This window comes from Kitasatospora sp. CMC57, assembly GCF_045866025.2.
Taxonomy (GTDB): Bacteria; Actinomycetota; Actinomycetes; order Streptomycetales; family Streptomycetaceae; genus Kitasatospora.
This window is the reverse complement of the sequence record NZ_AP035881.2, coordinates 208,692-220,634: the sequence shown is the minus strand read 5'-3', so window position 1 is coordinate 220,634 and position 11,943 is coordinate 208,692. Positions and strand designations below refer to the sequence as shown.

Annotated in this window: 13 protein-coding genes; 10 read left to right on the top strand and 3 right to left on the bottom strand. The window is 73.5% G+C overall.

What is annotated here, in order from left to right; all coding sequences use genetic code 11:
* Positions 1–142: 142 nt before the first annotated feature.
* The 3 genes from pgm (at position 143) to ACKUU6_RS00995 (ending at position 3,243) form a co-directional block, all read left to right on the top strand.
* Positions 143–1,786, top strand: a complete 1,644-nt coding sequence (pgm, locus tag ACKUU6_RS01005; protein WP_407986426.1) for a phosphoglucomutase (alpha-D-glucose-1,6-bisphosphate-dependent) — start codon at positions 143–145, stop codon at positions 1,784–1,786.
* 89 nt (positions 1,787–1,875) lie between these two features.
* Positions 1,876–2,256 (top strand): hypothetical protein, encoded by a 381-nt coding sequence (locus ACKUU6_RS01000; protein ID WP_407986425.1) that lies wholly within the window; start codon positions 1,876–1,878, stop codon positions 2,254–2,256.
* 123 nt (positions 2,257–2,379) lie between these two features.
* Complete coding sequence (locus tag ACKUU6_RS00995) at positions 2,380–3,243, top strand: alpha/beta fold hydrolase (RefSeq protein ID WP_407986424.1); 864 nt, start codon at positions 2,380–2,382, stop codon at positions 3,241–3,243.
* Positions 3,244–3,294: 51 nt separating this feature from the next.
* On the opposite strand, the gene ACKUU6_RS00990 is transcribed toward ACKUU6_RS00995, so the two are convergent.
* A complete protein-coding gene (locus ACKUU6_RS00990) occupies positions 3,295–3,879 on the bottom strand; it encodes a TerD family protein (RefSeq protein ID WP_407986423.1) in 585 nt (194 codons plus the stop codon).
* 584 nt (positions 3,880–4,463) lie between these two features.
* On the opposite strand from ACKUU6_RS00990, the gene ACKUU6_RS00985 reads away from it, so the two are divergent.
* The 4 genes from ACKUU6_RS00985 to ACKUU6_RS00970 all read left to right on the top strand — a co-directional run bounded on the left by ACKUU6_RS00985 (position 4,464) and on the right by ACKUU6_RS00970 (position 6,818).
* Positions 4,464–4,883, top strand: a complete 420-nt coding sequence (locus ACKUU6_RS00985; protein ID WP_407986422.1) for a BlaI/MecI/CopY family transcriptional regulator — start codon at positions 4,464–4,466, stop codon at positions 4,881–4,883.
* 3 nt (positions 4,884–4,886) lie between these two features.
* Positions 4,887–5,834, top strand: coding sequence for a M56 family metallopeptidase (locus tag ACKUU6_RS00980; protein ID WP_407986421.1), 948 nt, complete (start codon positions 4,887–4,889; stop codon positions 5,832–5,834).
* Between the two features lie 116 nt (positions 5,835–5,950).
* Positions 5,951–6,526 (top strand): TerD family protein, encoded by a 576-nt coding sequence (locus ACKUU6_RS00975; protein WP_407986420.1) that lies wholly within the window; start codon positions 5,951–5,953, stop codon positions 6,524–6,526.
* 22 nt (positions 6,527–6,548) lie between these two features.
* On the top strand, positions 6,549–6,818 hold the full coding sequence (locus tag ACKUU6_RS00970) for a hypothetical protein (RefSeq protein WP_407986419.1): 270 nt from the start codon (positions 6,549–6,551) through the stop codon (positions 6,816–6,818).
* 20 nt (positions 6,819–6,838) lie between these two features.
* On the opposite strand, the gene ACKUU6_RS00965 is transcribed toward ACKUU6_RS00970, so the two are convergent.
* Entirely contained in the window at positions 6,839–9,328 is a 2,490-nt protein-coding gene (locus ACKUU6_RS00965; RefSeq protein ID WP_407986418.1) for an SCO7613 C-terminal domain-containing membrane protein, read from the bottom strand.
* A 245-nt stretch (positions 9,329–9,573) separates the two neighbouring features.
* Here ACKUU6_RS00965 and ACKUU6_RS00960 point away from each other — a divergent pair, with 245 nt between their 5' ends.
* The gene (locus ACKUU6_RS00960; protein WP_407986417.1) at positions 9,574–9,867 is read left to right on the top strand and encodes a LapA family protein; all 294 of its coding nucleotides are present in this window, start codon (positions 9,574–9,576) and stop codon (positions 9,865–9,867) included.
* Between the two features lie 45 nt (positions 9,868–9,912).
* The gene (locus tag ACKUU6_RS00955; RefSeq protein ID WP_407986416.1) at positions 9,913–10,176 is read left to right on the top strand and encodes a DUF6296 family protein; all 264 of its coding nucleotides are present in this window, start codon (positions 9,913–9,915) and stop codon (positions 10,174–10,176) included.
* Positions 10,177–10,185: 9 nt separating this feature from the next.
* Here ACKUU6_RS00955 and ACKUU6_RS00950 read toward each other — a convergent pair whose 3' ends face one another.
* Positions 10,186–10,767: a helix-turn-helix domain-containing protein gene (locus tag ACKUU6_RS00950; protein WP_407986415.1), complete on the bottom strand. Its 582-nt coding sequence runs from the start codon at positions 10,765–10,767 to the stop codon at positions 10,186–10,188.
* A 47-nt stretch (positions 10,768–10,814) separates the two neighbouring features.
* Between ACKUU6_RS00950 and ACKUU6_RS00945 the strand changes: the two genes are divergently transcribed.
* On the top strand, positions 10,815–11,699 hold the full coding sequence (locus ACKUU6_RS00945) for a class I SAM-dependent methyltransferase (RefSeq protein ID WP_407986414.1): 885 nt from the start codon (positions 10,815–10,817) through the stop codon (positions 11,697–11,699).
* The last annotated feature ends 244 nt before the right edge of the window (positions 11,700–11,943 follow it).

Genomic DNA, 11,943 nt, shown 5'->3' with positions numbered 1-11,943 from the left:
TGCTTCGACGGCGAACGGCAACCGGCGCGAGCCCGGTTAGGCTGCCCTCTGGCAGGCCCGCCCCCGCAGGGCGGGCCGAGCCGGTCGCCAGAGGGCGGCGCCGTCCGCCACCGGGCAGCGCCGACGGACGAAAGAGGACACGATGGTGCACGCAAGGGCAGGCCGGCAGGCCGAGCCGCAGGATCTGGTCGACGTCGCCCGACTGGTGACGGCCTATTACGCGCTGCGCCCCGACCCGTCGGAGGTCGGGCAGCGGGTCGCCTTCGGCACATCCGGGCACCGGGGGTCCTCGCTGGACACCGCCTTCAACGAGGACCACATCGCCGCGACCACCCAGGCGATCTGCGAGTACCGGGCCGCGCAGGGCACCACCGGGCCGCTCTTCCTCGGCATCGATACCCACGCGCTCTCCGAACCCGCCCGGGTGACCACCGTCGAGGTGCTGGCCGCCAACGGCGTGACCGTGCTGCTGGACAGCGCCGACGGCTACACGCCGACCCCCGCGGTGTCGCACGCGATCCTCACCCACAACCGGAGCAACCCGGCCCGGCGGGCCGACGGCATCGTGGTGACGCCCTCGCACAACCCGCCGGCCGACGGCGGTTTCAAGTACAACCCGCCGCACGGCGGCCCGGCCGGCTCGGACGCCACCGGGTGGATCCAGGACCGGGCCAACGAACTGATCCGGGGCGGCCTCGCGGACGTGCGCCGGATCCCGTACACCCGTGCGCTGGCGGCGGAGACCACCGGGCGGTACGACTTCCTCGGCACCTACACCGAGGACCTGCCCTCGGTGCTGGACCTGGACGCGGTCCGCGCCGCGGGGGTCCGGATCGGGGCCGACCCGCTGGGCGGGGCCTCGGTGGCGTACTGGGGCCGGATCGCCGAGACGCACCGGCTCGACCTGACGGTGGTGAACCCGCTGACCGACCCGGCCTGGCGCTTCATGTCGCTGGACTGGGACGGCAAGATCCGGATGGACTGCTCCTCCCCGCACGCGATGGCCTCGCTGATCGGCCGTCGGGACGAGTACGCGATCGCCACCGGCAACGACGCGGACGCCGACCGGCACGGCATCGTCACGCCGGACGGCGGCCTGATGAACCCCAACCACTACCTGGCCGTCGCGATCGACTACCTCTACCGGCACCGCCAGGACTGGCCGGCCGGAGCCGCGGTCGGCAAGACCCTGGTGTCCTCGTCGATGATCGACCGGGTGGCGGGGGACCTGAAGCGCCAACTGGTGGAGGTGCCGGTCGGGTTCAAGTGGTTCGTGGACGGGCTGCTGAGCGGATCGATCGGGTTCGGCGGGGAGGAGTCGGCCGGGGCGTCGTTCCTGCGCCGCGACGGCGGGGTGTGGACCACCGACAAGGACGGCATCCTGCTCGCTCTGCTGGCCGCCGAGATCACCGCCGTCACCGACCGCACGCCGTCGCAGCACTACGGCGAACTGACGGACCGTTTCGGCGCCCCGGCCTACGCCAGGGTGGACGCCCCGGCCGACCGGGCGCAGAAGGCCGCGCTGGCCAAGCTGTCGGCCGAGCAGGTGAAGGCCGCCGAGCTGGCCGGCGAGCCGATCACCGCCGTCCTCACCGAGGCCCCCGGCAACGGCGCGGCGATCGGCGGGCTCAAGGTCTGCACCGAGAACGCGTGGTTCGCGGCCCGGCCGTCGGGCACTGAGGACGTGTACAAGATCTACGCCGAGAGCTTCCACGGCGCGGACCACCTGGCCCGGGTGCAGGAGGAGGCGCGGGCCCTGGTGGGCGAGGCGCTGAGCGCCGTCTGACCCGGTGTCGGGCCCTCTCCCGGGGCATCCGCCTGCGGGGAGTGGGCCCGGTCGTCCGGTGGCGACCGGGGAGGGACTAGGATTTGGCCATGTCGAACCCCGATGGGCTGCTCGTCGACATCGCCGCGATGGTGGAGTCCGAGCACAGTAATCAGATGCCCCTGACCGTGGTCGTCCCCGGCGCCGTCATCACCGGACGCCTGGCCCCGCAGAGCCTCTGGCAGGAACGGATCGCCGAAGTCCTCGCGGCTTCGGAGCATCTCAAACCCTTTGCCACGCTCTTCACGACCCCCGACCCCGCCGGCGCGGACGGTCCCCCGACCGCCGCCCGGCCGACCCACCTGCACCTGCACCTCGCCCGGATCCTCCAGGGCAGCTACGGCCTTCCGCACACCGGCGGCATGTACCGGATCGCCATCGCCGACATCAGCAGCTGGACCGTCGGCGACCTCAGCTACACCGACCAGTAGGCCGCCGCACCCGACCCGAACCCCGGGCCGGGCGGGGCCTGGACCACGAGGGTTCAGGCCCCGGCCGGTACGGTCGCGGGAATCGGTCCCGCCGGGCGTCCCGGGTGTGTGATCGTTGCCCGCATGCCGATCTTCTCTTCGTATGACCATGTCGGAATCTGGTACGAATCGGCCGGTCAGGGCGATCCCCTGGTGGTGCTGGGCGGTGGGCCGGGGACGGATTCGCGGTACCTGGGCGACCTCGGTGGGCTGGGTGAGCACCGTCGGCTGATCTTCGTGGACGGGCGGGCCACCGGGCGCTCTGAGGTGCCCGAGGACCGGAGCACGGTGTCGTTCGTCGCGCAGGCGCGGGACGTGGAGGAACTCCGGCTCCACCTGGGGCTGGAGCGCTTCGACCTGCTGGCCCACTCGGCAGGGTGTCTGACCGCGCAGGAGTACCTGGCGGCCCGTCCGGGCCGAGTACGGCGCGCGGTGCTGGTGACCCCGGTCGGCCGGGTCGAGCGGGAGCCCGATCCGGTGGAACTGGCGGAGCTGCGGGCGGCGCGCTCCGGTGAGCCCTGGTACGAGAAGGCGGCCGAAGCGCACCGCCGGCTGACCGAGGGCGAGGCCACCGGCGCAGAGCTCGCCGTACTGCAGAGCTGGACCCTGCCGTTCTCCTGGTACCGGTGGAGCCGGGACCGCCTGGTGGATTACCGCCACGAGCACGCCACCTCACTGCCGTGGCTGCGGGACGCCTTCTACGCGGGAGCCCCGGGGCCCGGGGAGCTACCGGACCGGCTGGCCCGCCTCGCGGCCGGGACAACTCCCGTACTGGTGCTGGCCGGTGCGGCCGACGCCCTGATCGGGACGGTACCTGCGCGGCGGGTGGCGGAGAGCCACGCCGACGGCCGGCTGGAGATCCTGACGGAGTCGGGACACCGGCCCTGGGTGGAGGAGCCGGAGCGCTTCGTCGCCGAGGTGACCGCGTTTCTGGCCGAAGCGGAGTAGCGGCGAAAGCTGGGCTCCCGCGTCGGCGGGAGCCCAGCCTCCGGCTAGGGCCTAGAGGTGTGGGGTGATGGCCGGCAGCAGGTCCTTGAAGGTGCGGCCGCTGGCGGGAGCGCCGATGGCGGTCATCTGCCAGCCGGTGCCGATGCGTTGGACCTTCGCCATGATCTGGGCGGTGTACGGGCCGCCGCCGGTGAGGGTGTAGCGGGCGAGTTCCTGGCCCGTGCTCTCGTCCACCAGGCGGCAGAAGGCGTCCTGGACGGCCTGGAAGGTCTGCCCGGTGAAGGAGTTCACGGTGAAGACGATCTGCTGGACCCGGGCGGGGACGCGCTGGAGGTCCACCAGGATGGACTCGTCGTCGCCGCCCGGGACCGATCCGCCGGTCAGGTTGTCACCGGTATGGCGGACCGAACCGTCGGCGCTGGTGAGCCTGTTGAAGTAGACCACCTCCACCAGCTCCCCGCCGGAGGCGAACAGCACCGCCGAGGCGTCCAGGTCGATGTCACGGGCCGTCAGCCTGGCGAGGAAGCCCTTGCGGGGCGCTGCCTGCCAGCCCAGACCCATGCGCACCACGCTGAGGTCACCGCCGTCCGACTTGCGCAGGCTGATTCCTTGGCCCTTGGCCAGGTTCACACTCACGGTGGCTCTCTCCTTCTACGGACACGTCCGGGGCACGACCCCGCCGAGTACTCCGACCTGTCAACTCCCGAGGGACGCGATCCGTTTCACCGGTCGGCCCGTCGCGCGCTGCCGGGGCGTCGAGTCCACAGCACTCTAGATCCGGAGCGGGCGGTCCCAGCAGCCGGATCCGGTCGAACGCGGGAGGGCGAGAGGGAGGATCGCCGGGAGCTGCCGGCGGATTGCTCCGATGGAGTGCAGGACGTCCTGTGCGGGTGGTGTTGACGGTCGAAGCCGGTGGCTCTGGGCCAGGCTGGCCCCCGCCGGGAGAAATCTCCGGCCACTCCGAAGCCTGGAAGCAGCGTGGGACAGCTACGAGTACGCAGGCATCGCTCTGCTCCCCACACAGGCCACCGCCCTCGAGGCGGTGCACAAGACCACTGACGACGCCACCATGCAGGTCATCAAGACCTACCAGGGGCCCGAACCGCAGGCCGCCTGACTGGGGTCCAGGCAGGGCTCGGTCTCGCGTTGTGCCCTGCCAAACCTCAGTAGGATGAACGGCCACCGCCGTGCCGCGCGGTACCGGACCGGGAGGGGACGTCATGACGCAGGGCGCGGACGTGCCCGATCAGGGCCGCAGGCGGGGGCAGGGGGAGCTGGAGGCGGCGCTGTTCCGGGTGCTGGGCCGGGCCGGGGGGCCGGTCACGGCGGCGTGGGTGCAGGAGAACTTCGACGGGGAGTTGGCGTACTCCACGGTGATCACCATCCTGTCGCGGCTGCACGAGAAGGGTGCCGTGACGCGGGTGCGGGACGGGCGGTCCTACCTCTGGACACCGGCCGCCGACGGGGCGGGTCTGGCCGCGCTGCGGATGCGGCGGGTGCTCGACCGGGAGGCTGACCGTGACGCGGTGCTGGCCAGCTTCGTCACCGCCCTGTCGCCCCACGACGAGCAGCTGATCCGCTCGCTGCTGGCCGGGACCGACCCGCAGTCGGGGCCGCAGGCGAGCGGGCGGGAGGGTTGAGCGGTGGGGTTCTTCGTCTTCCTCCCGCTGATCCTGCCGCTCACCGCGCTGCCGATCGCCCGCCTGGCCGAGCAGCACCTGCACCCGCGTACGGGAGCCCGGCTGCTCACCGGTCTGGCGGCGGTCCTGGGCCTCTGCAGCACGCTCTGCCTTGTGCTTCTCGGCGTGGTGGGCACCGCGCAGATCCCCGGCAATCCGCTGCCCGACGCCTGGGCCGACCCGGCGGTCCGGGAGGTGGTGCCCTACGACGAGGCGGTTGGCACCGTCTCGATCGCCGCGCTGCTGGCAGTGACCGTCTCGGTGGCCGTCGCCGGCTGGCGGCACTGGCGGGTCGAATCCGGTGCCAGGCGGGCGCTGGCCGCCGTGCCGGGCAGCGGTGAGGTGGTCGTGCTGCCGGACGACGCCCCCTACGCGTACGCCGTTCCGGGCCGACCGGGCCGGATCGCCGTCTCGACCGGGATGCTGGCCTGCCTGGAGGCCGGGGAGCAGCACGCGCTGATCGCGCACGAGCGGGCCCACCTGAGGGCCCGTCACCACCGGTACCTGCTGCTGGTACGGCTGGCGGCCGCCGTGAACCCGTTCCTGCGCCCGCTGCGCGAGGCGGTGTCGTTCGGTACCGAGCGCTGGGCCGACGAGGAGGCCGCCCAGGCGGTGGGGGACCGCCGTCTGACGGCCCGTGCGGTGGGCCGGGCGGCGCTCGCCGGGCCCTCGGCCGTACCGGTCGGGCTGGCCGGCTTCGCCGCGCCCGGGCCGGTCCCGCGCCGGATCGCCGCCCTGCTGGCCCCCGGTCCCGGTCCCGGTCTGCGCGGCTGGCCGCCGGCGCACAGCCGTACGGGCGTGGCCGCGTTGGTCGCGGCGGTGGGGACCACGGTGTCCGCAGTGTCCTCGCTGAACGCGTGCCTGGCGCTGCTGCTGGTGCTGCACGTGGTGCCGATGAACCCGCTGGGCTGAGCGGGCGTCAGGGCCCGGTCGGGGGCTCGGCTTCGGCTCGTTCTCTACAGTGCTGTAGATTCACAGCTCAGCCGCCGGGTCTCCGGAACCCGGCCGGGAACTTCAGGAGGGGCATCGTGGGAGTCTCGCTCGCCAAGGGTGGCAACGTTTCGCTGACCAAGGAGGCGCCCGGCCTGAGCGCCGTCATCGTCGGTCTCGGCTGGGACGTCCGGACGACGACCGGCGCCGCTCACGACCTGGACGCCAGCGCCCTGCTCTGCAACGCGAGCGGGCGGGTGCTGACCGACCAGCACTTCGTCTTCTTCAACAACCTGAAGAGCCCGGACGGTTCGGTCGAGCACAGCGGCGACAACCTCACCGGCGGCGGTGACGGCGACGACGAGCAGATCAAGGTCAACCTCGCGGCCGTCCCGGCCGACGTGGCCAAGGTCGCCTTCCCGGTTTCGATCTACGACGCCGAGAACCGGCAGCAGAACTTCGGCCAGGTCCGGAACGCCTTCATCCGCGTGGTCAACCAGGCCGACGGCACGGAGATCGCCCGGTACGACCTCACCGAGGACGCCTCGACCGAGACCGCCATGATCTTCGGCGAGCTCTACCGCAACGGCGACGAGTGGAAGTTCCGGGCGATCGGCCAGGGCTACGCCTCCGGCCTGCGCGGCATCGCCCAGGACTTCGGCGTCAACGTCTGATCCCTCCACCGTAAGGACAGCGGTGCACCCTCCCCAGGAACAATCCGGTGCGGTCCGGCAGGCCGACGCGACGGCGTGGTCACCTCCGGAGCGGGAGACCAGAGCCGTCTTCCAGCCGGTCGAGGTCCGGTTCGAGGACGGCCGCTGGGCGGTCGGCCGGATCAACGCCTGGTGGCAGGCCGAGGACGGCCGGCTCTGGTGCAGGCTCCGGGTGATGGGCGACGGTTCGGGGGCCCGCTGGCAGCCGTACGACCCGGACCGGGTGACCCTGCTCCCGTCCCACGGCACCTGAGCGTGCGGGCCCGCGGGGGATCAGGCCATCCGGCGCAGCCCCTCGCGGGCCCGGCGGGCGTCCCGTAGCCGCTGCTCGTAGGTGGCGCCGAGCACCAGCAGGAGCAGCCCGGCGGCGGCCAGCGGGAGCCAACGCGGCAGCACGTCCAGCACCTGGACGACCAGTGGCGCCAGTTCGTGGCAGGCCACCAGCAGCAGGGTGCCCGCGCCGAGCACCAGCGGGGCCCTGAGCAGGCGGCGGGCGCCGAACACCGTCAGGGCCAGGGCGAAGGCGCCGAGCAGCAGCGGGCGCGGCCAGTGCGGATCGGTCCAGGTGGCGAGCAGGCTGGGCAGCAGGGCCGTGCCGAGACCAGGTCCGTACGTGGTCCAGGACGGCGCCGACGGCTCCCGGCGCCGCCGCAGGTGACCGATGGTCAGGGCGGCCACGGCGACGCTCACCGTGTACGGCTCGGGCGCGGTCACCTCGGCGAGGACCAGGCGGACCCAGGAGGCGAGGATCAGCAGCGCCGCCGCTGCCGGTCCGGCCAGGCGTCGGCTGTCCGGGCGCAGGGCGGCGACCCCGAGTGCCAGCAGGCCGGCCACCGTCAGCAGCAGGCTCGACGCGTCGGGGTGACCGGCCGTCAGCACCAGGGCGAGCGGTGTCAGCGCGTACCCCGAGAGCTCCACAGCGAGGCCGAGACCGCCCCGGCGGGTCGCGGCCGGGACGGACAGGGCGGTGACGGCGAGGACCGCGAAGGCGTACTGGTGCGGAGCGAGCCCCGCCGTCGTACCGGCCGTCACGGCGACCACCGCGAGCGCGAGGACGGCGGCCACGGCGGGCGCGGAGGCCCACCGGACCGGCAGGGTGGCGGCCAACAGGGCGGCCAGCACGGCGAGTACGGACCAGACGGCGATGGTGGTCGGCCGGTCGGCCCCGGCCCGGAGCACCGCCGCCACGGTGCTCGGCGCGACCAGTACCAGCGCGGCGGCCGGGCCGTCCGGTCGACGGACCAGCGCGGCGGTGGCCCCGGCGGCGAGCAGGACGGCCCAGGCGGCACCGGCCCGGAGCGGCAGCTGAAGCACCGCAGGCAGCAGCAGGACAACCGGGGCCGCGATGGCGAGTGCCGCGCCGGACAGTTGCCGGGCCGCCGGTCGCCGCCCGGTCCGGGCACAGCGGGCGGCCGCCGCGCCGAGCACCGCGACGAGCAGCCACGGCAGCGCGAACGGAACCGGGGCCAGTGCCCAGGCCGCGTGGGTGGCGTCCCACCCGAACCAGGTGCTGCCCCACCGGGCGGCCGGGCCGAAGTACGCGGTCACCAGGGCGGGCAGACAGGAGAGTTGGGCCAGGACGAGGGTGGCGCCCGCGAGGCAGAGCAGGCCGAGCCAGGCGGAATCGTGCCGAGGCTGGGCGGCGGTCAGGGCGAGCACGCAGGCCAGGGCGAGCAACGCGCCCGGGATGGCGTACCCGGCCGCGATCCAGTCCGTCGGGAGGGCGAAGCGCAGACTGCCGCCGACCCCCGTGAGCAGGGCGGCCCCGGCGACTGCGGCAGCCACGGTGCGCGGTTCGGTGGCGAGCAGGGGGACGGGCAGCGCGGGAGACAGGGCGACCGCGAGGCCGAGCCCCGCCAGCAGTGCCAGCGGCAGGCAGGAGGGCCGGGCGTCGGCGAAGGTGGCGGCGTCCACCAGTCGACCGCCGGCCGGCAGGCCGCCGAGCAGTGCCCACCCGGCGGCGGCGTACACCTGGGCGGTGGCGTAGACCGGGGCGGTGACGCGGGCCGTGAGCGCGAGGTCGAGCAGTGCGGTGGCCAGGCAGGCGACGGCAAGGCCGGTGGGGCTCGCATCGATGGCCAACGCAGCTAGTAGACAGGGGAGTTGGAGCAGCAGCAGAGCCGCCGGCAGCGGTCCGCGCAACCGCACCGCCGCGCCGTACGCTGCTGCACCGGCGGCGGTCAGTACGGTGGCGGCCGCCCAGTAGCCGGCGGCATCGATCCGGTCGAGGGCGACGAGGCCCACGGCGCGGGTCGCGTACCAGTCGAGCAGGACCAGCGACAGTCCGAGGGCCGCCGCAGTCTCGGCGGTGGCGGTCAGCCCGCGCCGACGCAGCGGCAGGGGCGCGAGCAGTGCGCACACCGTGACGGCGGCGAGGATCAGCGCCTTGACCCCGAGGTCGAGCCGGCCCCAGCTGACCACGGTGAAGACCAGCGCCGCGATGCCGACCAGCAGACCGCCCAGGACCAGCAGCACGGTCTGCGCGGACGGCCCCGAGACCTCCCGGCCGGTGGGAGGGACGTACGGCGCGTGCGGCGGCGGATCGGGCAGGTCCTGCCGGGCGCGCAGCCCCGCCAGCAGGTGGTCACGGTGCAGCAGCAGCGACTGCCGCTGCGCGTCGAGGCTCGCCAGGGTGAGGGTCACCCGCCAGAGGGCGGCCGCGTCCGCGCCGAGCAGTGGCAGGCGGCACTGCGGGCAGCGGGCGACGGGGGCGGGACCCAGGGGCGAAGCGCAGCCCGGGCAGGTGGGCGAACCGGTGTTCATGCCGGTGATTGTGCTGGCCACGCCGCCGGGGCGTCATGAGTACGGGTACTCATGTTCCGACCGGACGGGACGTCGCGCTCCCTTGGGGCCGGGCCGCCGGGCGAGCGGGCGGTGCGGACCGGTCGCATGCTGGAAGGGATCTTGTCCGTCGCGGGTAGGAGAGAAGAGGTCTGCTGATGGGTTTCCGGTCTGCCGGTTCGGTTCACGGAACGACGCCGAAGCGCACTCGGACGAGCGCGACGTGGGTGGGGGTGGGGCTGTTCGCCCTGGTGCTGCTGGTACTGCTGATCTTCATCCTGGAGAACACCCAGCAGGTCGACGTGGCGTTCTTCGGCACGCACAGCCACCTGCCGCTCGGGGTCGCCCTGCTGCTGGCCGCCGTCTGCGGGATCCTGCTGGTGGCGATCCCCGGCACCGCCCGGATCCTGCAACTGCGGCGGGTGGCACGGCGGAACGCGGCCCTTCCGGCATCGCCCCCGCCAGCGCCCACGGAGACCGTCGTACCCCCGGAGCCGGCGCCCGAGCGGGACCTGGAGTGAGCGGGACCTGGAGTGAAGGACCGGACGAGGACCTAGGAGAGCGCCATGGCCAGCCAGAGATTCGCCCTGACCTTTCCCGGCGATCCGGGATCGCACGGTGAGCAGGACGTCGTGGTCGTCGAGTCCACCGGCGTGACAGGACCGGGCGGCCACCCGGTCTACGCGGACCCGACGGGAATCGTCCGCGCCGAGATCAGCGACCGCGGCGAGGTGCGGATGCTCGCCAGCGGCGGCCACCAGATGCCGCGCACCCCGATGACGGCGGAGCCCGTCCCGGGCGGTGGGGAGCAGGGCGGACTCCCGTCCTGACCCTCCGGCTCACTCGGTGGACCGGAGGTGGCTGCGCTGCCCGTCGTGGTCGAAGATGCCCAGGATGTCGGCCGGGCCGCCCTGTGCGCCGATGGCGTGCGGAACCATGGTGGAGAACTCGGCCGCCTGCCCTGCCTCGACCACGATCCGCCGCTCGCCGAGCAGCAGCACGATGGTGCCGGACAGCACCGTGAACCACTCCTTGCCCGGGTGGACCTTGAGCTGGGCCTTCGGCGCACCGGCTGAGGCCGGCGCTGGTCTGGTGATCCGCATCCTGGCCACGTGGACGTCGGGATTGCGGCTGAAGGTCCACTGGGTGAGCCCCCGGGACGGGTCGTGGTGAGGCCGGATCACCACGTCGCTGTCGTCCGGGGACTCCACCAGCTGGTCGAGGGTGGTGCCCAACGCACGGGAGATCGAAGCCAGTTGGTCCAGGCTGATCCGCCGGTGGCCGGTCTCGATGCGGCTGAGGGTGGAGGGGCTGAGGAAGCAGCGCTCGGCCAGCTGGTCCAGCGAGAGGCCCATCGCGACCCGCAGTCCCCTGATCCGTTTGCGCACCAAGGCGTCCAGGGCGCCGTCTTCTTGCGTCATGCGCAAGATGCTATGCGATATCCGCAAGCTCTCGTAGGGTCGGCGCCATGGCCCACCACACGCACCAGCACCACCACCACACCGGACAGTCCGAGGCGGACGAAGCAGCCCTGGCCGCCATCCTCGACCTCGATGCCGAAGTCCTGAGCGCCCACCTCTCCGAGCTGACCGCCTGGCTGGCGGACCTCACCCGCGACGACGCGCCCGTACGCCGGATCCTCGACCTCGGCAGCGGTACGGGGACCGGCACCCTCGCCCTGCTGCCACGGTTCCCCGACGCCGAGGTGGTGGCCGTCGACCAGTCCCCGTACCTGCTGCGCCACCTGCTGGACCGGGCGCACGGACGCGGTCTCGCCGAGCGGGTGCGCACCGTCGAGGCGGACCTGGACGCCGGGTGGCCCGACCTCGGCCGGGCGGACCTGGCGTGGGCCTCGGCGTCCCTGCACCACCTGGCGGATCCCGGCCGGACCCTGCGGGAGGTGTACGCGGCGCTGCGGCCCGGGGGCCTGCTGGCCGTGGTCGAGATCGAAGGCTTCCCGCGCTTCCTGCCCGAGGACATCGGCCTCGGCACGCCGGGCCTGGAGGAGCGCCTGCGGGCCGAGCTGGCCGGCCTCCGGGCGGAGCAGATGCCGCTCCTGGGCGCCGACTGGGGGCCACGCCTGGCCGAGGCCGGGTTCACCGTCGAGGCCGAGCGGCTGGTCACCATCGAACTGGGCCACCCGCTGCCCGAGGCCACCGGACGCTACGCCCAGGCCCTGCTGCGCCGGACCCGGGACGCCGTGGGCGACCGATTGAGCGCGGACGACCTCGCCGGACTGGACGTCCTGGTCGACGGTGAAGGGCCCGAGAGCCTGCTGCGCCGCGAGGACCTCGTCGTCCGGGCCGAACGGAGCGTCTGGGTGGCCCGCCGTCCGGCGCGGCCGACCGGGTGACGGTGCCTCACCGCCCTCAGCGTGGCCGACGGGCACGGGGAAGCGGCGTGTGCGAACGTGGGGTCACCCGTCCCGAGAGGAGTGGTCATGTCGTCGAAGCGCCGTCGTAAGAAGAAGGCCCGCGCCAAGCGCGGGGCGAACCACGGTCGTCGTCCCCAGTGCTGAGTGCTGAGCGCTGACCGAGCGGTCACCTGCGGTTGCTGACGGCGCCGCAGGTGACCGCTCTGTCGTGCGCGGCAATCGG